At 73.2% G+C, this 22416-nt stretch carries 20 protein-coding genes; 11 read left to right on the top strand and 9 right to left on the bottom strand.

The features are described 5' to 3' along the window. Positions 1 to 12: 12 nt before the first annotated feature. The 4 genes from ACFYXV_RS09640 (at position 13) to ACFYXV_RS09625 (ending at position 7266) form a co-directional block, all read left to right on the top strand. Entirely contained in the window at positions 13 to 474 is a 462-nt protein-coding gene (locus ACFYXV_RS09640) for a MarR family winged helix-turn-helix transcriptional regulator (protein ID WP_385468317.1), read from the top strand. A gap of 68 nt (positions 475 to 542) precedes the next feature. After that, the gene (locus ACFYXV_RS09635; protein WP_389382510.1) at positions 543 to 3479 is read left to right on the top strand and encodes an FAD-binding and (Fe-S)-binding domain-containing protein; all 2937 of its coding nucleotides are present in this window, start codon (positions 543 to 545) and stop codon (positions 3477 to 3479) included. A 155-nt stretch (positions 3480 to 3634) separates the two neighbouring features. After that, positions 3635 to 5488 carry an ABC transporter ATP-binding protein gene (locus ACFYXV_RS09630; RefSeq protein ID WP_389382509.1) on the top strand — a complete coding sequence of 618 codons (1854 nt, stop codon included), beginning with the start codon at positions 3635 to 3637 and terminating at the stop codon, positions 5486 to 5488. Next, positions 5485 to 7266 carry an ABC transporter ATP-binding protein gene (locus ACFYXV_RS09625; protein ID WP_389382508.1) on the top strand — a complete coding sequence of 594 codons (1782 nt, stop codon included), beginning with the start codon at positions 5485 to 5487 and terminating at the stop codon, positions 7264 to 7266. The genes ACFYXV_RS09630 and ACFYXV_RS09625 overlap by 4 nt, the downstream gene beginning before the upstream one ends. A gap of 139 nt (positions 7267 to 7405) precedes the next feature. Here the strand turns inward: ACFYXV_RS09625 and ACFYXV_RS09620 are convergent, their stop codons facing one another. Further along, a complete protein-coding gene (locus tag ACFYXV_RS09620) occupies positions 7406 to 8197 on the bottom strand; it encodes a metal-dependent hydrolase (RefSeq protein WP_389382507.1) in 792 nt (263 codons plus the stop codon). A 145-nt stretch (positions 8198 to 8342) separates the two neighbouring features. Between ACFYXV_RS09620 and ACFYXV_RS09615 the strand changes: the two genes are divergently transcribed. The 3 genes from ACFYXV_RS09615 to ACFYXV_RS09605 all read left to right on the top strand — a co-directional run bounded on the left by ACFYXV_RS09615 (position 8343) and on the right by ACFYXV_RS09605 (position 12333). Continuing rightward, on the top strand, positions 8343 to 10865 hold the full coding sequence (locus ACFYXV_RS09615) for a DEAD/DEAH box helicase (RefSeq protein ID WP_389382506.1): 2523 nt from the start codon (positions 8343 to 8345) through the stop codon (positions 10863 to 10865). 82 nt (positions 10866 to 10947) lie between these two features. After that, positions 10948 to 11850: an acyl-CoA thioesterase gene (locus ACFYXV_RS09610; RefSeq protein ID WP_389382505.1), complete on the top strand. Its 903-nt coding sequence runs from the start codon at positions 10948 to 10950 to the stop codon at positions 11848 to 11850. 81 nt (positions 11851 to 11931) lie between these two features. Next, entirely contained in the window at positions 11932 to 12333 is a 402-nt protein-coding gene (locus ACFYXV_RS09605) for a YchJ family protein (protein ID WP_389382504.1), read from the top strand. Here ACFYXV_RS09605 and ACFYXV_RS09600 read toward each other — a convergent pair. After that, positions 12297 to 13157: a DUF6397 family protein gene (locus ACFYXV_RS09600; RefSeq protein ID WP_389382503.1), complete on the bottom strand. Its 861-nt coding sequence runs from the start codon at positions 13155 to 13157 to the stop codon at positions 12297 to 12299. The two genes, ACFYXV_RS09605 and ACFYXV_RS09600, sit on opposite strands and share 37 nt — an antisense overlap. Before the next feature lie 112 nt (positions 13158 to 13269). Beyond that, complete coding sequence (locus ACFYXV_RS09595) at positions 13270 to 13668, bottom strand: roadblock/LC7 domain-containing protein (protein WP_048475176.1); 399 nt, start codon at positions 13666 to 13668, stop codon at positions 13270 to 13272. Between the two features lie 107 nt (positions 13669 to 13775). Here ACFYXV_RS09595 and ACFYXV_RS09590 point away from each other — a divergent pair, with 107 nt between their 5' ends. Further along, entirely contained in the window at positions 13776 to 14204 is a 429-nt protein-coding gene (locus ACFYXV_RS09590; protein ID WP_385468342.1) for a PPOX class F420-dependent oxidoreductase, read from the top strand. Between the two features lie 39 nt (positions 14205 to 14243). On the opposite strand, the gene ACFYXV_RS09585 is transcribed toward ACFYXV_RS09590, so the two are convergent. The 5 genes from ACFYXV_RS09585 to ACFYXV_RS09565 are packed head-to-tail and all read right to left on the bottom strand — an operon-like array spanning position 14244 to position 19239. Beyond that, the gene (locus ACFYXV_RS09585) at positions 14244 to 14891 is read right to left on the bottom strand and encodes an ATP/GTP-binding protein (protein ID WP_385468345.1); all 648 of its coding nucleotides are present in this window, start codon (positions 14889 to 14891) and stop codon (positions 14244 to 14246) included. Then, positions 14891 to 15289 carry a DUF742 domain-containing protein gene (locus tag ACFYXV_RS09580; protein WP_383346457.1) on the bottom strand — a complete coding sequence of 133 codons (399 nt, stop codon included), beginning with the start codon at positions 15287 to 15289 and terminating at the stop codon, positions 14891 to 14893. Before ACFYXV_RS09580 ends, ACFYXV_RS09585 begins: the two co-directional genes overlap by 1 nt. Then, positions 15289 to 15732, bottom strand: a complete 444-nt coding sequence (locus ACFYXV_RS09575) for a roadblock/LC7 domain-containing protein (protein WP_099894014.1) — start codon at positions 15730 to 15732, stop codon at positions 15289 to 15291. The genes ACFYXV_RS09580 and ACFYXV_RS09575 overlap by 1 nt, the downstream gene beginning before the upstream one ends. Then, positions 15732 to 18389: a nitrate- and nitrite sensing domain-containing protein gene (locus tag ACFYXV_RS09570; RefSeq protein WP_389382502.1), complete on the bottom strand. Its 2658-nt coding sequence runs from the start codon at positions 18387 to 18389 to the stop codon at positions 15732 to 15734. The genes ACFYXV_RS09575 and ACFYXV_RS09570 overlap by 1 nt, the downstream gene beginning before the upstream one ends. Positions 18390 to 18438: 49 nt before the next feature. Beyond that, on the bottom strand, positions 18439 to 19239 hold the full coding sequence (locus ACFYXV_RS09565) for an MHYT domain-containing protein (RefSeq protein ID WP_385468353.1): 801 nt from the start codon (positions 19237 to 19239) through the stop codon (positions 18439 to 18441). Between the two features lie 157 nt (positions 19240 to 19396). Between ACFYXV_RS09565 and ACFYXV_RS09560 the strand changes: the two genes are divergently transcribed. Beyond that, positions 19397 to 19996: a class I SAM-dependent methyltransferase gene (locus ACFYXV_RS09560; protein ID WP_389382501.1), complete on the top strand. Its 600-nt coding sequence runs from the start codon at positions 19397 to 19399 to the stop codon at positions 19994 to 19996. Positions 19997 to 20062: 66 nt separating this feature from the next. Here ACFYXV_RS09560 and ACFYXV_RS09555 read toward each other — a convergent pair whose 3' ends face one another. Further along, positions 20063 to 20977 carry an oxygenase MpaB family protein gene (locus ACFYXV_RS09555; protein ID WP_389382499.1) on the bottom strand — a complete coding sequence of 305 codons (915 nt, stop codon included), beginning with the start codon at positions 20975 to 20977 and terminating at the stop codon, positions 20063 to 20065. Between the two features lie 134 nt (positions 20978 to 21111). On the opposite strand from ACFYXV_RS09555, the gene ACFYXV_RS09550 reads away from it, so the two are divergent. Continuing rightward, on the top strand, positions 21112 to 21906 hold the full coding sequence (locus ACFYXV_RS09550) for a hypothetical protein (protein WP_389382497.1): 795 nt from the start codon (positions 21112 to 21114) through the stop codon (positions 21904 to 21906). A 43-nt stretch (positions 21907 to 21949) separates the two neighbouring features. Next, positions 21950 to 22405, top strand: a complete 456-nt coding sequence (locus ACFYXV_RS09545; protein ID WP_389382828.1) for an SAM-dependent methyltransferase — start codon at positions 21950 to 21952, stop codon at positions 22403 to 22405. Positions 22406 to 22416 lie beyond the last annotated feature (11 nt).

Here is a 22416-nt window from a genome sequence, read left to right as displayed (position 1 = left end):
CTGTTTCCCAGTATGAGGACAGCTTCCGAAACCGACAGCACGGACGGCGTGCTCGCCGAGCAGCTGCTGCGGCTGACCCGCCGGCTCCACCGGATCCAGAAGCACCACCTGGAACCGCTCGGCATCACCCCCGCCCAGAGCCGGCTGCTGCGCCTCGTCTCGCACTACGACGGCGACCAGCCGCCCCGGATGGCGGACCTCGCGGCCCGCCTCGAAGTCGTGCCCCGCGCCGTGACCACGCTGGTGGACGGCCTGGAGGCCGCCGAGTGCGTGCGCCGCGCGCCCGACCCTGCGAACCGGCGCGTCATAAGAATCGAGCTCACCGACACCGGCCGCGCCACGCTGCGCCGGCTGCGCAACGCGCGAACCGACGCGGCGGAGGAGATCCTGGCTCCGTTGACCGCCGAGCAGCGCGAGGTGCTCGGCGGCCTGCTGAACGCTCTGACGGACGTCCCGACGGAGCGCAGCTGCTGAGCAGGCCGCTCCGGGCCCGGACGAGGGTTTTCCGGATTGGGCCGAACGAGTAAGGCGAGGGGTCGCGCATGCCGCTGCTGGAACCGAAGCCCGGGGCCCTGCGGCCGCACAGCGTCGCCGGCCCCGCTCCCGACCGGGTCCCCGACCACCACGCCGCCGGCACCCCTGATCCGCTGCGCGCCGAGCTGACGTCGCTGCTGGGCGCCGAGAAGGTGCTGTGGAAGGTCTCCGACCTGGTCCGCTACGCCTCCGACGCCTCTCCGTACCGGTTCGTGCCGCAGGTGGTGGTCGTCGCCGAGGACATCGACGACGTCTCCGCCGTCCTCTCGTACGCGCACGGCCGCGGGCGCGAGGTGGTCTTCCGCGCCGCCGGGACCTCCCTGAACGGCCAGGCCCAGGGCGAGGACGTCCTGGTCGACGTACGCCGCCACTGGGCCGGCGTCGAGGTCTTGGAGGAGGGCCGCCGGGCCCGGATCCGGCCCGGCACCACGGTGGCCCGGGCCAATGCCGCACTCGCCCGGCACGGCCGCGTGCTCGGCCCCGACCCGGCGAGCGCCGTGGCCTGCACCCTCGGCGGGGTCGTCGCGAACAACGCGTCCGGCATGACGGCGGGGACCACGAGGAACTCGTACCGCACCCTCGCCTCCCTCACCTTCGTGCTGCCAGGCGGGACGGTCGTGGACACCGCCGATCCACGCGCGGACGAGGAGCTGGCGCACGCCGAACCGGCGCTGTGCCGCGGGCTGATGGAGATCAAACGGGAGATCGAGGGCGATCCGGAGCTCGTCGCGCGGATCCGGGCCAAGTACGAGATCAAGAACACCACCGGCTACCGCCTCGACGCGTACCTGGACGGCGCCACGCCCGTCGAGATCCTGCGCGGGCTGATGGTCGGCTCGGAGGGCACGCTCGGCTTCATCGCCGAGGTCGTCTTCGACACCGTGCCGCTGGACCGCGAGCTCACCAGCGCGCTGCTCTTCTTCCCCTCGCTCCCCGCGGCGGCCGCCGCCGTACCGCGGTTCAACGCGGCGGGGGCCCTCGCCGTGGAGGTGATGGACGGCAACACCCTGCGCGCCTCGGTCAGCGTCGACGGCGTCCCCGCCGACTGGGCCGGGCTGCCGAAGGACACCACCGCCCTGCTGGTGGAGTTCCGCGCACCGGACGAGGCGGGCCGCGCGGAGTACGAGCGCCGCGCCGCCGAGGTGCTCGCCGGGCTGGACCTGGTCGCTCCGGTGTCCTCGATCACCAATGCGTTCACCCGCGACGCGGGGACGATCAACGGGTACTGGAGGGCCCGCAAGGCCTTCGTCACCGCGGTGGGCGGAGCCCGAGCCCCCGGCACCACCCTGATCACCGAGGACTTCGCGGTACCGCCCTCCCGGCTGGCCGAGGCCTGCGAGGCGCTCCTCGCGCTCCAGGCCGAGCACGGCTTCGACGCGGCCGTCGCCGGCCACGCGGCCCACGGCAACCTGCACTTCCTGCTCGCCTTCGACGCGGCGAAGCCCGCCGACGTCGGGCGGTACGGCGCCTTCATGGAGGCCTTCTGCCGGCTGGTGGTGGAGCGTTTCGACGGCTCGCTGAAGGCGGAGCACTCCACCGGCCGCAACATGGCCCCCTTCCTGGAACTGGAGTGGGGGCCCCGGGCCACGGAGCTGATGTGGCGGACGAAGCGGGTCGTCGACCCGGACGGGCTGCTCGCCCCCCGCGTTCTGCTCGACCGCGACCCGGCGGCCCATCTGCGCGGGCTGAAGACGATTCCGCGCGTCGAGGCGGTCGCCGACCCGTGCATCGAGTGCGGTTTCTGCGAACCGACCTGTCCCAGCGAGGACCTGACGACCACGCCCCGCCAGCGGATCGTGCTGCGCCGGGAGATGATGCGCCAGCAGCCGGGCTCGCGCGTGCTGGACGGACTGCTCGACGCCTACGGCCACGACGCCGTGGACACCTGCGCGGGCGACTCCACCTGCAAGCTGGCCTGTCCCGTCGGCATCGACACGGGCGCGCTGATGCGCGGCTTCCGCCACCGCCGGCACAGCGCGCGCGAGGAACGGGCGGCCGCCCTCGCCGCTCGGCGGTTCAAAGCCGTGGAGGGCGCCGCCCGGCTGGCCGTGGCGGCCGCCGACCGGCTGGCCGACCGGGCCGGGGACCGGCTGTTGGAAGCGGTCACCGGGGCCGCCCGCAAGGCCGTGCGACCCGACCTGGTTCCGCAGTGGCTGCCGCAGCTCCCGGGCGCCGCCGCCCGGCGGCTGCCCCGCACCGAGCGGGTGGGCGCGGCGGCCGTGTACTACCCGGCCTGTGTGAACCGGATCTTCGGCGGCCCCGAGGGCCGGCCCGGCCCCTCGCTGCCCGAGGCCGTGGTGGCGGTGTCGGAGCGGGCCGGGAAGCCGGTCTGGATCCCCGGCGACGTCGCGGGCACCTGCTGCGCGACGATCTGGCACTCCAAGGGCTACGAAGCCGGGAACCGTTTGATGGCCAACCGGATCGTGGAGGCCGCCTGGGGCTGGACCGCCGGCGGGCGGCTGCCGCTGGTGGTGGACGCCTCCTCGTGCACGCTGGGCATCGCCCGCGAGGTGGTCCCGTTCCTGACGGACGACAACCGGGCGCTGCACGCGGAGCTGGCGGTCCTCGATTCGGTCGTGTGGGCGGCGGACGAGCTGCTCCCGCACCTGGAGATCCGGCGCACCGTGGGCTCGGCCGTGCTCCATCCGACCTGCTCGATGCAGCACTTGGGCGATACGGCGCAGCTGCGGGCGGTGGCCGAGGCCTGTGCGACGGAGGTGGTGGTCCCGGACGATGCGGGCTGCTGCGCCTTCGCGGGCGACCGGGGCATGCTGCATCCGGAGCTGACGGCCTCGGCGACGGAGCGCGAGGCGGCGGAGGTGACTTCGCGGGCGTTCGACGCGCATCTGTCGGCGAACCGGATGTGCGAGGTGGGCATGGACCGGGCGACCGGCCGCAGTTATCGCTCGGCGCTGCTGGAACTGGAGCGGGCCACCCGCCCCTGACCCGAAGGGACACGGCCTTGACCTGGCGGTTTACGGCCGTGCGGGCCGCACATCCCACCGCGTGAGGCCGTGGCCAACGCAAAATCGATTGCCCGGAACCGGTCCGGAAGGCGAACCTTGCTCGGTTTGAACCACTCGACCAGTCTTGAGGCGTCATGCAGATCAGCGATCTTCCGTATCCGGACCCCGGAGTACCCGACGCCCGCTCCGGCCCGCGCTTCCTGGTGTGGCTGGGGCGCGGCCAACTCGGCGGACAGGCCAAGAGCCTGTGCTGGGGACTGGTGCACTTCGGCGGTGTCGCCGGGCTCCCGTACGCGGTGGGCCTGGGCGTCGAGGCGGTCGTGCAGCGCGACGGCACCCGACTGCTGCTGGTCGGCGCCCTCCTGGCGCTGATCGGCGTCGCCATCTCGGTCGGCGACGCGATGCTCCACCGGACGGCCGTCACCAACTGGATCACCGCCGCCGCGCGGGTCCAGCAGCTGCTGGCCCGCAAGACCGCCGAGCTGGGTTCCGCGCTGACCCGGCGGGTCGCGGCGGGCGAGGTGGTCGCGGTTTCCACGGGCGACGTGGAGAAGATCGGCTGGTTCGTCGAGGCGGTCTCCCGCTTCCTCGCCGCCGCCTTCTCCGTCGTCGCCATCTGCGTCGGCCTGCTGTTCTTCGCACCCTCGATCGGCGTGGTCGTCGCGATCGGCGTCCCGGTGCTCGCCCTGTCCGTGCTGCCGCTGCTGCCGCGCGCCACCCGGCGCGCCGACGTCCAGCGCGAGAAGGCGGGCAAGGCCACCGAACTCGCCTCCGACACCGTCGCCGGCCTGCGGGTGCTGCGCGGCATCGGCGGCGAGGAACTCTTCCTGGGCCGTTACCGCGAGGCGTCGCAGGAGGTCCGCAAGGCTGCCGTGCGCAGCGCCCGGATGTGGGCGCTGATCTCCGCGATCCAGGTGCTGCTCCCGGGCGCCCTGCTGATCACCGTGGTCTGGTACGGCTCCGTGCTCGTGCTGGACGGCCGGCTGGAGGTCGGTGAACTCGTCGCCGCCTTCAGCGCGGTGGCCACGATGCTCTACCCGCTGCGGCACTTCGAGGAGATCGCCATGGCGTACTCCTTCTCCCGGCCCTCCGCCGCGCGGGCGGCGCGGGTGCTGTCGCTGACGCGTACCGACGCCCCGGAGCCGCAGGCCCCGCAGGCCCGGATCCCCGGGGCTCCGGCTCCGGGCGGGGACCTGTACGACCCCGCGACGGGGCTGCTGGCCCCGGCGGGCCGGTTCACCGCCGTGGTGTGCGGGGATCCGGACCTGGCGGGACGGCTCGCCGAGCGCCTCGGCGGGCATCCGGCGGACGACGGCCCGGCCGCCGACCGGGTCTCGGTGCTGCTGGGCGGGGTCGCGCTGGACGAGCTCGCGCTGGACACGGCGCGCACGCTGGTCCTCGTCCAGGACAAGGATCCGGTGCTGCTGTCGGGAACGCTGCGCGAGCTGTTCGCCGTACCGGCGTCCGGAGCGGTCGAGCCCGGGGCGGCCCTGACCGCCGCCCAGTGCGGGGACGTCCTGGACGCGCTGCTGCAGTCGGCGCCCGACGGGGTGGAGGACCCGATGGACGCGCGGATCACCGAGCGCGGCCGGTCCCTGTCCGGCGGGCAGCGTCAGCGGCTCGCGCTGGCGCGGTCCCTGGCCACCGACCCGGAGGTGCTGGTGCTGGACGAGCCGACCTCGGCGGTCGACTCGCACACCGAGGCCCGGATCGCGGACGGGATCAGCGCCCTGCGCGCCGGGCGCACGACGGTGGTACTGGCCTCCTCGCCCCTGCTCCTGGACCGCGCCGACCGGGTGGTCCTGATTCATGAGGGCCGGGTCGCAGCGGCCGGTACGCACCGCGAACTGCTGCACGGCGAACCGCTCTACCGCGCCGTCGTCACCCGCGAGACCGACGAGGAACAGCGGGCGGCCCGGACGGAACCGACCCTGCTGGACGAAGCCCGGCTGGAAAAGGCACTGACAGAGATCGAGGAATCCGCATGATCGGCGTGGCGCCGCCGCAATATGATCCGGCGGCCCCCGCATCGGTCGCCACCCTGCCCGTGGGCACGACGGCGACCGTACGGGGCTATGTACGCGGCCTGTTCCGCCGCCACCGGCGGGCCTTCCTGCTGCTGGTGACGGTCAACGCGGCCGCGGTGACGGCCTCCATGGTCGGCCCGTACCTGCTGGGCCGGGTCGTGGACCAGCTGGCGGCGGGGGCGCGCGAACTCCACCTGGAGCGCGTGGCCCTGCTGTTCGCCCTGGCCCTCCTGGTCCAGACGTTCTTCGTCCGGCAGGTCCGGCTGCGCGGGGCGATGCTCGGCGAGGAGATGCTGGCCGACCTGCGCGAGGACTTCCTGGTGCGCTCCGTCGGCCTGCCCCCGGGCGTGCTGGAGCGGGCCGGCACCGGTGACCTGCTGTCGCGGATCACCACCGACATCGACCGGCTGGCCAACGCCATGCGCGAGGCCGTGCCGCAGCTGGCCATCGGCGTGGTCTGGGTCGGCCTGCTCTTCGGGGCGCTCACGGTGACCGCGCCGCCGCTGGCGCTGGCCGCGCTGGTGGCGCTGCCGGTGCTGGTCCTCGGCTGCCGCTGGTATTTCCGGAGGGCGCCTTCGGCGTACCGCTCGGAGGCGGCCGGGTACGCGGCGGTCGCGGCAGCGCTCACCGAGACGGTGGACGCCGGGCGCACGGTCGAGGCGCACCGCCTCGGTCCGGGCCGGATCGCGCTGTCGGAGCAGCGGATCAAGGAGTGGACGGCGTGGGAGCGGTACACGCTGTACCTGCGTACCGTCCTCTTCCCCGTCATCAACGTGACCTTCGTGACGATCCTCGGCTCCGTGCTGATGATCGGCGGCTACTGCGTGCTCCAGGGCTGGATGTCGGTCGGGCAGCTGACCACGGGTGCGCTGCTCGCGCAGATGATGGTCGATCCGATCGGCCTGATCCTGCGCTGGTACGACGAGCTCCAGGTCGCCCAGGTGTCGCTGGCCCGCCTGGTGGGCGTGCGGGAGATCGAGCCGGACGCCGGTGACGCGGCCGTCTCCCCGAACGGGCGGGACGTGCGGGCCGACGAGGTGCGCTTCGGCTACCGGGAGGGCGTGGACGTGCTGCACCAGGTGTCCATGTCCGTGCCGCCGGGCACCCGGATGGCACTGGTCGGACCCTCCGGGGCGGGCAAGTCCACGCTGGGCCGGCTGCTGGCGGGCATCTACGCACCCCGGACCGGCGAGATCACCCTCGGCGGCGCCGAGCTGTCGCGGATGCCCGCGGAACGGGTGCGCGAGCAGGTGGCACTGGTCAACCAGGAGCACCACGTGTTCGTGGGCTCGCTGCGCGACAACCTGCGGCTGGCGCGCACCGGGGCCGATGACGCCGAGCTGTGGGCGGCGCTGGGCGCCGTGGACGCGGACGGCTGGGCCCGGGGGCTGGAGTCCGGTCTGGACACGGAGGTGGGTTCGGGCGGCACGGCGCTGACCCCGGCACAGGCGCAGCAGATCGCGCTGGCGCGGCTGGTGCTCGCGGACCCGCACACGCTGGTGCTGGACGAGGCCACGTCGCTGCTGGATCCGCGGGCCGCACGGCATCTGGAGCGTTCGCTGGCCCGGGTGCTGGACGGCCGTACGGTGATCGCGATCGCCCACCGGCTGCACACCGCGCACGACGCGGACGTGATCGCGGTGGTCGAGGGCGGCCGGATCAGCGAACTGGGCTCGCACGACGAGCTGGTCGCGGCGGACGGCGCGTACGCGGCGCTGTGGCGCTCCTGGCACGGCTGACCGGCCCGGCCCCCGCACCGGCGGTCCGATGAGGCCCCGGTCCCCGCCGACGTGCGGGGCCGGGGCCTTTGCCGTACCCGGGCGCCCAGCCTTACCCGGGCGCCCGGATGAAGCCGGACGCCTGGTTGGAACCGGCCGCCTAGATGAAACCGAGGGCGGACGCTCCGCCCACGCCGCCGAGCAGCATGAACACGGGCATCAGCACCTTGAGCTCCACCCAGCTCCCGGCCCGGAAGCGCATTCCCTTGGGCGGGCCGATGGGGTACCAGCGCTTCCCGGCGATCGGCAGCGGCCACAGGATGGGGCAGCCCGAGACGGTCAGGGCGTCGCCGATGTCGTGGACCAGGGCACCGAGCAGGATCGGCAGGCCGAGCCAGAGGTATTCCTGGCCGGGGCCGGTGAACAGCCATCCGGCGCCGTTGCCGGGCTGGTCGAGGACGCCCGCCAGGATCCAGGCGCTGGTGGCGCCCAGCAGCCAGACGAGGACGTCGCTGGACATCCGGGCCGCCCGCCACAGCAGGCCTTCGACGGCCAGGACCAGGTGGACGAAGAGCAGGACCAGCACGCCCCAGCGGTCGGTGGTGGCCGCCAGCGCGGAGGAGCCGGCGCCGATCATGACCGCCCACAGCCAGGTGTGCGTCAGGGTGCGGTGCCCGCCGGTGCGGCGGGCGTCCTTCGGGGCGCGCGTGGCCTTGTAGACCGCGTAGGAGATCTTGTCGACCACCTCGCACAGGCCCTTGGAGAGCGGGCCGAAGGCGCGCGAGATCGTCGCCGACTTGTGGTCCAGGTCGGGTGCGAGGGCGGCGCCGGCACAGATGAGCGCGCCGACGACGAGAACCGGCCAGGGCATCGGGTGTCCGGCGGCCGCGGCCGCCGCTCCCACCCCCAGCCAGGCTGCCGCCCCGGACAGTGAGTGCGCCGGACCCATCATGGTCGTTCCCCGCCCCAGTCGTGTGGTGGTCGGGCCCTGTTGACGGATTCGTTCGGGCCCGGTCAACGGCACAGCGTACCGGCGGTGATCTTCGATCCGTCCGCCGGTTCCCTCTTCCGGCGGGAAGGCAGGCAAGATGGGGGGTGTGACCCTCATTGATCAGCTCCCGCCGAACGCCGACCCCGACGCCCTCTTCGAGGCTTTCTCCTCGTGGGCGGAGGATCAGGGCATCACCCTGTACCCGGCTCAGGAGGAGGCGCTGATCGAGGTCGTCTCCGGGGCGAACGTGATCTTGTCCACCCCGACCGGCTCCGGCAAGAGCCTCGTGGCGGCGGGCGCGCACTTCACCGCCCTCGCCCAGGACAAGGTGACCTTCTACACCGCCCCGATCAAGGCGCTGGTGTCGGAGAAGTTCTTCGACCTGTGCAAGCTCTTCGGCACCGAGAACGTCGGCATGCTGACCGGCGACGCCTCCGTGAACGCGGACGCCCCGGTGATCTGCTGCACCGCGGAGGTGCTGGCCTCCATCGCCCTGCGCGACGGCAAGTACGCCGACATCGGCCAGGTCGTCATGGACGAGTTCCACTTCTATGCCGAGCAGGACCGCGGCTGGGCCTGGCAGATCCCGCTGCTGGAGCTCCCGCAGGCGCAGTTCGTCCTGATGTCGGCGACGCTCGGCGACGTGAAGCGGTTCGAAGAGGACCTGACCCGGCGCACCGGCCGGCCGACCTCGGTGGTCCGCTCCGCGACCCGGCCCGTACCGCTGTCGTACGAGTACGTCACGACGCCCATCACCGACACCATCACCGAGCTGCTGGAGACCCGGCAGGCCCCGGTGTACATCGTGCACTTCACCCAGGCCCAGGCGGTCGAGCGGGCGCAGTCGCTGATGAGCATCAACATGTGCACCCGCGAGGAGAAGGACAAGATCGCCGATCTGATCGGCAACTTCCGCTTCACCACCAAGTTCGGCCAGAACCTCTCCCGCTACGTCCGGCACGGCATCGGCGTCCACCACGCCGGCATGCTGCCCAAGTACCGGCGCCTGGTGGAGAAGCTGGCTCAGGCCGGTTTGCTGAAGGTGATCTGCGGTACCGACACCCTCGGTGTCGGCGTCAACGTCCCGATCCGCACGGTGCTGTTCACCGCGCTCACCAAGTACGACGGCAACCGCGTCCGTACCCTGCGCGCCCGCGAGTTCCACCAGATCGCCGGCCGCGCGGGCCGGGCCGGCTTCGACACCGCGGGCTACGTGGTAGCCCAGGCGCCCGAGCACGTCATCGAGAACGAGAAGGCCCTCGCGAAGGCCGGCGACGACCCGAAGAAGCGCCGCAAGGTGGTGCGCAAGAAGGCTCCCGAGGGCTTCGTCGCCTGGTCGGACACCACCTTCGAGAAACTCATCGCCGCCGATCCCGAGCCGCTCACCTCCCGGTTCAAGGTCACCAACATCATGCTGCTGTCGGTCATCGCCCGTCCGGGCGATGCCTTCCAGGCGATGCGCCACCTCCTGGAGGACAACCACGAGCCGCGCAAGGCCCAGCTGCGGCACATCCGCCGGGCCCTCGCGATCTACCGCTCGCTGCTGGACGGAGGCGTGGTCGAGAAGCTGGACACCCCGGACGCGGAGGGCCGCACCATCCGGCTCACCGTCGACCTCCAGCAGGACTTCGCGCTCAACCAGCCGCTGTCCACCTTCGCGCTCGCCTCCTTCGACCTGCTGGACCCGGAGTCCCCCTCCTACGCGCTCGACATGGTCTCCGTCGTCGAATCCACGCTGGACGACCCGCGCCAGATCCTCGCCGCCCAGCAGAACAAGGAACGCGGCATCGCCGTGGGCGCCATGAAGGCCGACGGGATCGAGTACGAGGAGCGGATGGAGCGTCTCCAGGACGTCACCTATCCCAAGCCTCTCGAAGAGCTGCTCCTGCACGCCTACGACGTGTACAGCAAGAGCCACCCGTGGGTCCGGGACCACCCGGTCTCCCCGAAGTCGATCATCCGCGACATGTACGAGCGCGCGATGACCTTCACTGAGTTCACCTCCTTCTACGAACTCGCCCGCACCGAGGGCATCGTGCTGCGCTACCTGGCCAGTGCGTACAAGGCGCTGGACCACACCATCCCCGACGACCTCAAGTCCGAGGACCTGCAGGACCTCATCGCCTGGCTGGGCGAGCTCGTCCGCCAGGTCGACTCCAGCCTGCTCGACGAGTGGGAGCAGCTGGCGAACCCGGAGGTGGAGACGGCGGAGCAGGCCCAGGAGAAGGCCGACCAGGTCAAGCCGGTCACGGCGAACGCCCGCGCCTTCCGCGTCCTGGTCCGCAACGCCATGTTCCGCCGCGTGGAACTCGCCGCCCTGGACCACGTCGACCAGCTGGGCGAGCTGGACTCCGAATCCGGCTGGGACGCCGACGCCTGGGGCGAGGCCATGGACGCCTACTGGGACGAGTACGACGACCTCGGCACGGGCCCCGATGCCCGCGGCCCGAAGCTGCTCCAGATCGAGGAGGACCCGGCGCACGGCCTGTGGCGCGTCCGCCAGACCTTCGCGGACCCCAACGGGGACCATGGCTGGGGCATCAGCGCCGAGGTCGACCTCGCGGCCTCCGACGAGGAAGGCCGTGCGATCATCCGGCTGACCTCCGTCGGCGAGCTCGGCGCGCTCTGACCGACCCGCGCAAGCGACCCGACCCGCCCGAGCGGCAGCCGGCCCCGCCGGAACCGCCGGACCCGACAGTGGAGAACCTCTGATGACGAATCCCGCCGAGAGACTCGTCGATCTGCTCGACCTGGAGCAGATCGAGGTCAACATCTTCCGCGGCGCCAGCCCGCAGGAATCCCTCCAGCGGGTCTTCGGCGGGCAGGTCGCCGGCCAGGCCCTGGTGGCCGCCGGCCGCACCACCGAGAGCGACCGCCCCGTCCACTCGCTGCACGCGTACTTCCTGCGCCCCGGCATCCCCGGGGTGCCGATCGTGTACCAGGTGGAGCGGGTGCGCGACGGGCGGTCCTTCACCACGCGCCGCGTCACCGCGGTCCAGCAGGGCAAGACGATCTTCAATCTCACCGCCTCCTTCCATCATCCGGAGGAGGGCAGCATCGAGCACCAGCTGCCTCCCCGACTCGACTTCCCCCACCCGGAAACGCTCCCGAAGGTCGCGGACGAGATCCGCGAGCACTTGGGCGCGCTGCCCGAGGCGCTGGAGCGGATGGCCCGCCGCCAGCCGTTCGACATCCGGTACACGGACCGGCTCCGCTGGACTCCCGAGGAGCTCAAGGACGCCGATCCGCGCAGTGCGGTGTGGATGCGCGCCGTCGGACCACTGGGGGACGACCCGCTGGTGCACACCTGTGCCCTCACCTACGCCAGTGACATGACCCTCCTCGACGCCGTGCGCATCCCCGTGGAGCCCCTGTGGGGCATGCGCGGGTTCGACATGGCCTCGCTGGACCACGCCATGTGGTTCCACCGGCCGTTCCGCGCGGACGAGTGGTTCCTGTACGACCAGGAGTCGCCCATCGCGCACGGCGGCCGGGGTCTCGCCCGTGGCCGCATCTACGACGTGGAGGGCAGGCTGCTGGTCTCCGTGGTCCAGGAAGGCCTGTTCCGCCCGTACGCCGAGAACGCGGCCAAGCCGCCCGTGTCACCGCAGTAGCCCCCCCCTCCGGCCGTACGCAGAACTCGCCGGTCCCGTAGTCGATCTGTCGATCCCGTCCACGAAGAGCTGAGCGCACCCATGCCCACCCCGGCCCTCCCCTGCCCCTGCGGGCTGCTCGCCGCGTACCCGGAGTGCTGCGGCCGCTTCCACTCCGGTGCGCGCCAGGCGCCCAGCGCCGAGCTGCTGATGCGCTCCCGGTTCAGCGCGTTCGCCCTCGGCGACACCGCCTACCTGCTGCGCTCCTGGCACCCGGACACCCGGCCCGGCCGGCTCGACCTCGATCCCGGCCAGCGCTGGGAGCGCCTGGAGATCCTCGCCACCGAGCGCGGCGGGATGTTCGATACGGAGGGGTCGGTGGAGTTCCGGGCGCACTACCGCGAGGGCCGCCACACCGGTTCCCTGCACGAGCACAGCGCCTTCGGCCGGGAGGCCGGGGCCTGGGTCTACGTCGGCCCCCTCTCCCCCGTCGACTTCGACTGACCGCGCGCTCCGGTCAGCGCGAAGTCCAGGCTGGTGCGGTACCAGTGGACCTCGTCCGCCGGCTCCGCCCGCAGCAACCGCAGCGCCACCGCCGCCGCGGCCGGGATCTGCGGGTGCCCGTACGGCGGGGGCGGGGCGAGGGCGGCCAGCACGATCCGCTCCTCCGGATCGGGCACCGCCTGCCGCAGCTCCTCCTCGGGAAGCACGGAGGCGAGTACGGCGGCGCGCTCCCAGGGGTCCGCGGTTCGTCTCAGCAGCAGGCCGACATGCCGCCCTCGCCACTTCCGCGGGCGTAGATCCGCCTTGGCCGCGAGGAGCTCCCGGTCGGCCGGGGGCGCGCCGCCGCGCAGCATCCCCGGCTCCCGGTCGGCGAACTCCCTGAGCTCCGCGGCCAGGTAGAGCCACACCACCACCCGGTAGCGGTTGATCCGGTAGCCGACGGGGGTGACGTGCCCGCACCGCGCGAGCCGGGTGAACCGGCCCGGGCTGACGCCCAGCACCGCCCCGGCGGCCTCCGCTCCGGCCACGGTCTCGACCCGCTCGCGCAGCGCCTCCGGGAACCCGTCGGCCGAACGGATCCGCTCCAGCTCGGCCCGCGCGTACCGAACCGCCCCTCCCGGCGCCGGCGGCCCGGCCCGTACGATGCCGAGCTGGACGGCACGGGCGAACTCGGGCCGGGTCAGCTCCAGTTCCCCGGCCGCCCGGGCCCCGCCCACCGCCGCATCCGGCAGCGGCTCCGCCCCTGCGGCCGGGGGCCCGGCCACCCTGATCACCGGCAGAACCTGCCCCCGCACCTCCGACAAGACCTGCGTCGCCACGTCCATGACGGTCCTCCCCCACACGAGACGATTACTCTGTGTGAAGACCGTAACTCGGTGCTACGACACCCCGCGAGGCCTGTGGATAACTTCCGAACTCCCGAGCATCCGGACGGTCTCAGCCCCCGGTGATCCTCCGCTCCGCCACTCCCAGGTGCTCCCCCACCCGGTTGACCAGCAGCGTCATCTCGTACGCGACCTGGCCGATGTCGGCCTCGGCGGCACTGAGCACGCACAGCGAGCTCCCCGCGCCCGCCGCCATCACGAAGAGGGCGCCGTCGTCGTACTCGACCATCGTCTGCCGCACCTCGCCCGCCCGGAAATGCCGGCCCGACCCCTTCGCCAGGCTCTGCAACCCCGCCGCCACCGCCGCCAGATGCTCCGCGTCCTCGCGGACCAGTCCCGCGCTCGCGCCCGTCACCAGGCCGTCGTTGGACAGCACCACCGCATGCCTGACCTGCTGGACCCTGCGCGTCAGGTCGTCGAGCAGCCAATCGAGCTGCTTGTCCAGTGCCATGTCGAGCCCCTCCCCGTTGACGCCGCCGGCGTGGCCGCGCCCCACCCCTCGTAGTAAATGCCGCCAGCCTTCCCCACCAGGCCCTTTCGGGCAAGGAGGATGTCCCCATGGCGAAGAAGATGACTCAAGAGGAATGGCGGGCATTCGTCTCGCACGGGACCCGTACCGGCAAGCTGTCCACCGTCCGCGAGGACGGCAGCCCGCACATCGCGCCCGTCTGGTTCGTTCTCGACGGCGACGCCTTCGTGTTCAACACCGGCAAGGGCACGGTGAAGGGGCGCAACCTGCTGCGCGACGGACGCGTCGCGCTCTGCGTGGACGACGACCGTCCGCCGTACTCCTACGTCGTCCTCCAGGGGCGCGCCGAGATCGGCGAGGACCTGGAGGAGATGCTCCCGTGGGCGACGCGCATCGCCGCCCGCTACATGGGTGAGGAGCGCGCCGCGGCCTTCGGCCGCCGCAACGCCGTCCCCGGCGAACTCCTCGTCCGCGTCCCCATCGACAGGGTGACCTCCGTCGACGGCATCACCCACTGACGCGGGCACCGGCCGCCCCTCCCCGCCCCCGGCCGCCCCTCACACGGAATCGGCCTGCGGCTCCACCGAGTCCAGCAGCCGGGCGGTGTGCACCCGCCCGGCATACTCGACCAGTCTGATCAGCACTTCCTTCCCCGAATCCTTGTCCCTCGCGTCACACAGCACCACCGGAGTCCCCGACTCCAGGTCCAGGGCCCGCGCCACTTCGTGCGCCCCGTACCGCCGCGCGTCCGTGAAGCAGTTGACGGCCACCACGAACGGGATGCGGCGGTGCTCGAAGTAGTCCACCGCCGGAAAGCAGTCCTCCAGCCGGCGCGTGTCGGCGAGCACCACGGCGCCCAGCGCGCCCTGCGACAGCTCGTCCCACAGGAACCAGAACCGGTCCTGCCCCGGGGTCCCGAACAGATAGAGGGACAGCCCGGACCGGATGGTGATACGCCCGAAGTCCATGGCCACGGTGGTCGTCGTCTTCTGGGCGACCCCGCCCGTGTCATCGACCAGTTCCCCCGCCTCGCTGAGCAGTTCCTCCGTCCGCAGCGGCCGGATCTCGCTGACCGCGCCGACCAGCGTCGTCTTGCCGACCCCGAACCCGCCCGCCACGAGTATCTTCAGCGCGAGCGCGGCCAGTTCCCCGTCCTCCTCCGGATCCACATCCGGTCCGCCCGGTCCGTCCTGGTGTTGTCCCATCACAGCGCTCGCAATCCCTCGATGACTTCACGCAGAATCCGCTCGTCGGGCAGACGGGCCGGCGGCACCGGCCGGCTCACCCTGACGTGCCCGCCCTCCAACAGGTCCCCGAGCAGCACCCGCACCACGCCCACCGGAAGATCCGCGTCCGCGGCGAGCTCCGCCACGGACTGCGTCTCGGACCGGCAGAGCCCGAGCAGCGCCCGGTGTTCGGGGCCGAGCAGCGACTCGGCCGCCGCGTCCCCGCCTTCGCCGTCCACGACGACCAGCGCGATCAGGTCGAACCGGACCCCGTGGGGTCCCGGCTTCGTACGCCCGCCCGTCATGGCGTACGGACGGACGAGCGGACCCGCGTCGGCGTCGTACCACCGGCCGTTCACGGACCGGACCGCCGCCATCAGCCCGCGGCCGGCGGCCGCGCCGCGAACCGGGACGGGGTGTACAGGTGCTCCCCGACCCGCTTCACGAGCCGGGCCATCTCGTACGCGATCAGCCCGATGTCGGCGCTGGCCGCGCTCAGCACCGCCAGGCAGGAGCCGTCCCCGGCGGCCGCGACGAAGAGGAACCCCTCGTCCATCTCCACCATCGTCTGGCGCACGCCCCCGGCGTGGAAGTGCCGGCCCGCGCCCTTCGCGAGACTGTGGAAGCCGGAGGCGACGGCGGCCAGGTGCTCGGCGTCCTCCCGGCTGAGCGCGCTGGACGCGCCCACCGCCAGGCCGTCGTTGGACAGGACCACGGCGTGCCGGACCTCGCGGACCCGGACCACCAGATCGTCCAGCAGCCAGTCCAGTTCACCGGACCTGCGGATTCCGTCGGGATTGAATCTCTGGTGCTCGATCATCACACTTCTCCTTCGCTGCCTGCGTGGGCGGAGCTCTCCTGGGCGCCGCGGATCCAGCCGGCCCGGTACGACGCCATCCGGTCCCGGGCTTGCTCAGGGCTGCGCCCCGGCGGGTCCTCGGGCAGGCGCGCCCCGGCCGGGTCCTCGGGGGCGGGCGCCTCGCGCAGCTGCGGGACCAGGCTGGCCTGGCGTACGCGGCGCGGCAGTTCGGTGACCGCCGGGCCGCCGGGAACCCGCGGCCTCAGGGGGGCCACCGGGGCCGGCCGCGGCTCCTCCGCCCTTACGGGGCTCCGCTCCGGCGCCGTGATGCCGCGCGGTTCCTCCCGTACCGCCGACCGGCGCGCTTCCTCCCGTACGACGGTCACGGCGGGCGGCGGCTGCGGCGCGGGCCCCCGGGGCTGCCGCGGCTCCTGCGGCTGCCGGGGCTCCCGCGGTGGGGCCGGGGCTTCGTACGCCGCCTCCCCGCCCGGATGCGGGGCCGGCCCGGAGCCGGTCTCGATGGCGCCCTGGAGAAGGGAGTTGGGCAGGAGCACCACGGCGGTCGTGCCGCCGTACGGGGAGGTGCGCAGGTGCACCCGCACCCCGTGCCGGGCCGAGAGCCGGCTGACGACGAAGAGTCCGAGCCGGTCGCTGTCGAACAGGTCGAGCGCCTCGGACTGCTCGATGCGCCGGTTGGCCTCGCGGAGGGATTCGGGGCCCATGCCGAGCCCGCGGTCCTCGACCTCCAGGACGTATCCGGCGCCGACGGGCTCGCCGCTGACGCGGACCTTGGTGTGGGGCGGGGAGAACTGGGCCGCGTTCTCGATGAGTTCGGCGAGCAGGTGCGTGAGGTCGGCGACGGCTCCGCCGAGCACGGCGGCCTCCGCCAGCTGGCGGACCTCGACGCGCGGGTAGTCCTCGATCTCGGAGACGGCGGCCCGGACGACGTTGGTCAGCGGGACCGGCATCCGCCAGGCACGGCCGGGCGCGGCGCCCGACAGGATGATCAGGCTCTCGGCGTGCCGGCGCATGCGGGTCGTGAGGTGGTCGAGGCGGAAGAGGTCCCCGAGTTCGCCGGGGTCGTCGGCACGCCGCTCCATCGAGTCGAGCAGCGTGAGCTGCTTGTGCACCAGGACCTGGCTGCGGCGGGCGAGGTTGACGAACACGCCGCTCACACCGCTGGCGAGCTCGGCGCGCTCGACGGCCGCCCCGAGGGCCGCCCGGTGGACGGTGGCCAGGGCCTCGCCGACCTGGGTGATCTCGTCGTCGGCGGGCGGCGGGGGCGGGGTCTCGGCCTCGACGTCGATGTCCTGGCCGGCCCGCAGCCGGTCCATGGCGTGCGGGAGCTTGCGGTGGGCGATCTCCAGGGCGGTGTTGCGCAGCGAGACGAGTTCCACGACGAGGGCCCGGCCGATGCGCACGGAGATGACGAGGGACGCGGCGACGGCGGCGAGGCCCAGCAGTACGGCGGCTCCGGCGGGGCTGAGCATGCCCTGGGCGAGGGGGTCGGTGCGGTCGACGGCTCCGGCGTGGGCGGCGGCGCCGATCTCGCGCATCGAGGTGCTGACGCTCGTGTACGCGCCGTCCCAGCCGGCGGGGGCGCCGCGGGTCGCCTCCTTGGCCGCGTCCTTGGGCGCGTCCCTGGTCGCCTCCTTGATCGCGTCCTTGGCCGCGTCCTTGGCCGGGCCGGCGGCCGTTCCCGCGGCCGCCCCGCCGGTTACCACCCGGTCCTCGGCCGCGGTCAGCTCGGCGTAGGCGGCGCTCTTCGCGACGGACTGCCAGGCCGCCCGCTGGGCGGCGGGCAGGTCGTCGGCGACGGCCGCCGTGAGGGCGCGGCGGGTGTCGATGACGCCGGTGAGGCGCCGAAGCGTTTCGGCGGTGCGCGGGCCGGGCGCGGAGATCAGCGCGTCCTCGCGGGAGAGGAGTTCCCCGGCCCGGGCGAACTCCAGCAGGACGCGGGCCTCGGGACCCAGTTCCGCCCCCGTTCCACCGGTGAGGGAGCCGTCGACGGCGAGCGCGCTGTCGACCACGCCCGCGTAGGCCTCGTACGCCGCGTCCTGCGTCGCCCTCCGCTCCGTGACGTCCTTGCGGGTGGCTCCGAGCCCCTCCGCCGCGGCCACGAAGGCCCCGACACGGATCACGACGTCGGTGCGGTGGTCGCCGGACTCGGCGACGGTGTACCGGTCGCCGAGCCGGAGCCGCCGGACGGCGGCGTCGGTGCGCCGCGCCTGCTGTTCGAGCGCGGCGCCCTGGTCGGAGCCCGGGTCCGACAGGTAGCGGACGGCCGCGCGCCGTTCTGCCTGGAGCTCGGTGACGGCGGCCGCGACGGGCGTGCGTATCTGCTCGTCGACGCGCTGGGCGCGCGTGACCCGGGCGATGTCCTGGGCGGTGCTGACGGTCGCGAAGCCCCACAGGGCGAGCAGGGAGACGACCGGGACCATCAGGAGCGAGAGGACCTTCGCGCGGACGGAGGCGGGGCGCAGCCTCGGCTGCCGCCCCGTCCGGCGGGACCCGCCGTCCGAGCCGCCCGCCGTCGCCGGGCGGCGGTCGTCTTCCGCGTGCCCGTCCTCCCGCACCGCCGGTTCCTCGGCGGGCGCTCCGGCGTGGGCCCGGCGGCCGCGCGCCGGGGGCACGGGCAGCTGTGGCGGCGCTGCCGGTGGTCTGCGGGGTGTGCGCATGGGCTCCTCGTTCCGGGTGCGGTCCAGCGGGGCGGTACGGAGTGGCGGTTCAGCGGGCCGGCACGGCCGGGGCCGGTGCCTGCCCGCGGCCCAGGTGCCGGGCGGCCGACGCGGAGGCGGCGCGCTCGTCGGCGGTCGGGGAGAGCGCGACGAACGCGGAGGTGATGAACAGGTACGAACCGAGCCCGACCGCGAGCGGGAAGATGAACTGCATCGCGGTGGCGCCGGGCAGGGCCTGTTCCGAGGGGACGACCCGGACCGCGACGGCCAGCATCCCGGTGTAGTGCATGCTGCTGACGGCGGCGCCCATGACGAGCGAGGCGACGGCCACGGCGACCGGGGACTTGATGTTGAGCGCGGCCCACAGCGCGGCGGTGGCCGCGACGACCGCGATGGCCACCGAGAGCCCGACCATGAGCGGGTCGTACGAGACGCTGCCGTGCAGGCGCAGGGCCGCCATTCCGAGGTAGTGCATGCTGGCGACGCCGAGGCCGGTGGTGAGCCCCCCGAGGAACAGGGCGCGGCCGCGGGCCCTGCCGTAACCGACGGCGAACACCCCGGCGCCGACGACGAGCACGGCTCCGAGGAGGCTGAGCACGGTCAGCGGCACGTTGTAGTGGATCTCGGTGCCGTTGACGTTGAAGCCGAGCATCGCGACGAAGTGCATCGTCCAGATGCCGGTGCCGATGGCGGAGGCCGCGGTGAGGAGCCAGTTGCGGCGGGAGGATCCGGTCGTCGCGGCGAGCGCGCAGACGGTGCAGCGCAGCCCGAGGGCGGAGCCGATGCATGCCATCACATATGACAGTACGGGTGTCAGCCAGCCATAGGCCGCGTGGTCGAGGTGTCCCATGGCCCCGGGACGCTAGTCCGGGTGAGGGCGCGAACAAGGGGCGCATTTCGAAAGCAGCTGGAACTGCTGGAATATGACAAAGCTGCGTCCTGCTTCGATCACGCCACGTGCCACCTTGCACACGCACCGCACGGAGCCCGTGGGGGATCATGTCCACATGAGCGAAGACCACACGCACGTGCAGGAGTTCTTCGGGACGCGCGCCGCCGACTGGGACCGGAAGTTCCCGGCGGACGGGCCCGCCTTCACGACGGCCGTGGCCGAATTCGGCCTGCGCCCCGGCGACCGCGTCCTCGACGCGGGCTGCGGCACCGGGCGGGCGCTGACCGCGCTGCGCGCCGCCGTCGGCCCCGCCGGCACGGTGCTCGGCGCGGACCTCACCCCGCAGATGCTGGCGGCCGCACGGCGGGCCGGACGGAACGCCGAGGGCGCGCTCCTCCTCGCGGACGTGGCCCGGCTGCCGCTGCGCGACGGGGTGCTCGACGCCGTGTTCGCGGCCGGGCTGATCGCGCACCTGCCCGACCCGGAGGCCAACCTGCGCGAGCTCGCCCGCGTCGTCCGCCCCGGCGGCCGCCTCGCGCTGTTCCACCCGATCGGGCGGGCGGCCCTGGCGGCGCGGCAGGGCCGCGAGCTGACGCCGGACGACATGCGGGCCGAGCACAACCTGGGCCCGCTGCTGGCCGGTTCGGGCTGGGACATGACCTCGTACTCCGACGAGGACGCCCGCTTCCTGGCGCTCGCGCTGCGCCGCGCCTGACCGGCCCCGCCTCCCGGGCATGTCCTACGTCGGCGCCTGCCCCGGAACGCGAGGAGGTGCCCCGGGTCACGCCGGAGGCTGGGCCTCGGCGCCGGCCGGCCGGCGCGGATGGGGTACGGGGCATCCCCCCGAGCCGGGCACCGGAAACGTGCCGAGCTCGCCCACGTCGTAGCCGTGGGGGTAGCCCTTGATCTCCGGGTTCTGCCGGGCGTAGTGCGGGGCCTTGCGGGGCGGCAGCAGCCGGACGGCGCGCCCGCGCAGCTTGAGGGCGCCCCGGAACAGCCGCTTGACCTGCGGGCGGGGGCTCTCGTAGCGGAAGGCGGCCAGCAGCGGCTCGTCGAGGAGGGAGAGGGCCAGTGCGCGCGTCGCGGGGGCCAGCGGCGCCGGGTACCAGGAGGCCATCAGGGAGAGGGTGGAATCGGCGACCTTGCGGCCGCCCTCGTCCCAGCCGAAGTGGGCCTCCTCGTGGGCGTTCAGGGTCTCCTCGAACTCCTCGTAGGAGCCCGGGATGTCCTTGATGCCCAGCTGCCGGCCGAGTTCGGCGTAGTAGTTCGCGGCGGCGCGGCGCTCGTGGTGGGTCAGCGGGCGCCAGCCGTAGGCGTCCAGCCAGCGCGCCGGAATCACCACGAACGTGCACAGGACGTAGCGCATGTCCTCGTTGGTGATGTCGTAGGCGCGGTGCATCTGGTTGACGCGGCGGATCGCGGTGCGCGCGGTGTCGCTCTCGAACCCGTGCTCCACGACCGCGTCGAGGAGCAGCGAGGTGTCGTCGTAGCGCTTCTGCGGGCGGTCGGTGAACTCGGCGGTCTCGGCGAGCAGGCGGCCGATGCCGGGGACGGCGTAGGTGCGCAGGAGGGCGAGCTCCAGGGCTCGGGTCATGTCCCAGGGGAACTCGTAGGTGGCGGTGAGCCGGTAGATGGCGAGGAAGTCCTTGTCGGGGTCCAGACGGAGGATCTCCCTCAGCCGGTCGTAACGCTGCACCGGTGTCCCTTTCTGTGGCGAGTGGCCAACTCTACGTGCAGGTGGCGGCCTTGGAAATCGACGGCCGCTTGCTCTCGACGCAGGGGTTACCCGCTGGTTAGGGTGCGCCGACGAGAGAGCGACCGGGAGGCCACGTGACGGACGAGGAGGGGGGCGGTTCGCTCTACGTGCTGACCGCCGTGCTGCTGACCCCCGCGCAGTTTCCGAGCATCCTGGGCGACGATTTCCCGGAGGCCTGCTCGCTGCTGGGCGTGAAGCCGGCAGCGCAGGGGTACGGGCTGGTGCTCGGCCAGGACGAGGAGGGCGCGCGCTGGACGGTCGTCGTGGACGACGTCTCGCTCGTGGCCATGGCGATCGCCTCCTGGGACTGCGGCATGGAGTACGACCTGTCGCCCGACGAGCGGTCGATCGTGGTCTCGCTGGCGGGCTGGCCGCTGGCCCTGTCGGTTGCGGCGCCGGGCGTCCCGGAGCCGCACGACCCCGAGCAGGGCGCCGACGGCACCGGGCGGGTGCCGCTGGCACCGCCGTCCGCCGAGGTGTGGGGGCCGGTGCAGCGGCGGATGGGCGCGGACCAGATCGCCCGGGAGTGGACCGGGTGGCGCGAGCGGGTCGCGGCGGACGGCGGGGCGGCCGCCGCGGCGCACCCCGGGCTCGCGCGGGCGCTCAAGGAGGCCCTGGAGTACGCGCAGGACGCGCCGCCGCCCGGCCGGGTCCGGTCCTCGTTCGCGGGCGAGGGCGTGCGGACGCTGCGGGTGGACGGCCCCGGGTGGTCGCTCGTGGCGCGGACCGGCGACGCGGCGTTCGTACTGCTGGACGAGGAGCCGGGCGAGGTCCTCACGGTCCCCCGCGACGGGGATCCCGATCTCGGCCTGCCGGAACTGCCGGAGCTGCTCGCGGCCCTGGACCGCGTCGCCGTACGCCCGGCCTGAGCCGGGCCCGAACCGGGCCCGAACCGAAGGAGACGCTGTGCTGGTGGAATCGGCGCCGGTGGCCGTGGTGGTGGGCGGCCGCGCGGAGGCGGTCGACGACGACTGGGGGCGGGAGACGGCCGTGATCCGCCTGGACTCCGGGCTGTTCGGCCCGGAGTCACTGTTCGGGCTGGCGGAATTCTCACACCTGGAGGTCGTCTACCACTTCGACCGGGTTCCGGTGGAGAAGATCGAGACGGGCGCGCGGCATCCCCGGGGCAATCCGGACTGGCCGCTGGTCGGCATCTTCGCCCAGCGCGGCAAGAACAGGCCGAACCGGCTGGGGGTCTCCCGCTGCCGGATCCTGAAGGTGGACGGCCTGGACGTGCACGTGGCGGGCCTGGACGCGGTGGACGGCACCCCGGTCCTGGACCTGAAGCCGTACATGGCCGAATTCGGCCCGCGCGGCGAACTCCGCCAGCCCGAGTGGGCCACGGCCTTGATGCGCGACTACTACTGACCCGCCCGGCA

The organism is Streptomyces sp. NPDC002181, from assembly GCF_042890485.1.
GTDB lineage: Bacteria > Actinomycetota > Actinomycetes > Streptomycetales > Streptomycetaceae > Streptomyces.
The sequence above is the reverse complement of the archived record's forward strand: the minus strand, read 5'-3'. Positions and strand labels throughout refer to the sequence as shown.

Excerpts from the sequence above, each read along its gene's own strand:
- ACFYXV_RS09610 (WP_389382505.1), top strand. The coding sequence starts at position 10,948 with ATGACGAATCCCGCCGAGAGACTCGTCGATCTGCTCGACCTGGAGCAG.
- ACFYXV_RS09580 (WP_383346457.1), bottom strand. The coding sequence starts at position 15,289 with ATGGCGGCGGTCCGGTCCGTGAACGGCCGGTGGTACGACGCCGACGCG.
- ACFYXV_RS09585 (WP_385468345.1), bottom strand. The coding sequence starts at position 14,891 with ATGGGACAACACCAGGACGGACCGGGCGGACCGGATGTGGATCCGGAG.
- ACFYXV_RS09595 (WP_048475176.1), bottom strand. The coding sequence starts at position 13,668 with ATGGCACTGGACAAGCAGCTCGATTGGCTGCTCGACGACCTGACGCGC.
- ACFYXV_RS09600 (WP_389382503.1), bottom strand. The coding sequence starts at position 13,157 with ATGGACGTGGCGACGCAGGTCTTGTCGGAGGTGCGGGGGCAGGTTCTG.
- ACFYXV_RS09640 (WP_385468317.1), top strand. The coding sequence starts at position 13 with ATGAGGACAGCTTCCGAAACCGACAGCACGGACGGCGTGCTCGCCGAG.
- ACFYXV_RS09560 (WP_389382501.1), top strand. The coding sequence starts at position 19,397 with ATGAGCGAAGACCACACGCACGTGCAGGAGTTCTTCGGGACGCGCGCC.
- ACFYXV_RS09570 (WP_389382502.1), bottom strand. The coding sequence starts at position 18,389 with ATGCGCACACCCCGCAGACCACCGGCAGCGCCGCCACAGCTGCCCGTG.
- ACFYXV_RS09620 (WP_389382507.1), bottom strand. The coding sequence starts at position 8,197 with ATGATGGGTCCGGCGCACTCACTGTCCGGGGCGGCAGCCTGGCTGGGG.
- ACFYXV_RS09630 (WP_389382509.1), top strand. The coding sequence starts at position 3,635 with ATGCAGATCAGCGATCTTCCGTATCCGGACCCCGGAGTACCCGACGCC.
- ACFYXV_RS09605 (WP_389382504.1), top strand. The coding sequence starts at position 11,932 with ATGCCCACCCCGGCCCTCCCCTGCCCCTGCGGGCTGCTCGCCGCGTAC.
- ACFYXV_RS09625 (WP_389382508.1), top strand. The coding sequence starts at position 5,485 with ATGATCGGCGTGGCGCCGCCGCAATATGATCCGGCGGCCCCCGCATCG.
- ACFYXV_RS09635 (WP_389382510.1), top strand. The coding sequence starts at position 543 with ATGCCGCTGCTGGAACCGAAGCCCGGGGCCCTGCGGCCGCACAGCGTC.
- ACFYXV_RS09590 (WP_385468342.1), top strand. The coding sequence starts at position 13,776 with ATGGCGAAGAAGATGACTCAAGAGGAATGGCGGGCATTCGTCTCGCAC.
- ACFYXV_RS09575 (WP_099894014.1), bottom strand. The coding sequence starts at position 15,732 with ATGATCGAGCACCAGAGATTCAATCCCGACGGAATCCGCAGGTCCGGT.
- ACFYXV_RS09565 (WP_385468353.1), bottom strand. The coding sequence starts at position 19,239 with ATGGGACACCTCGACCACGCGGCCTATGGCTGGCTGACACCCGTACTG.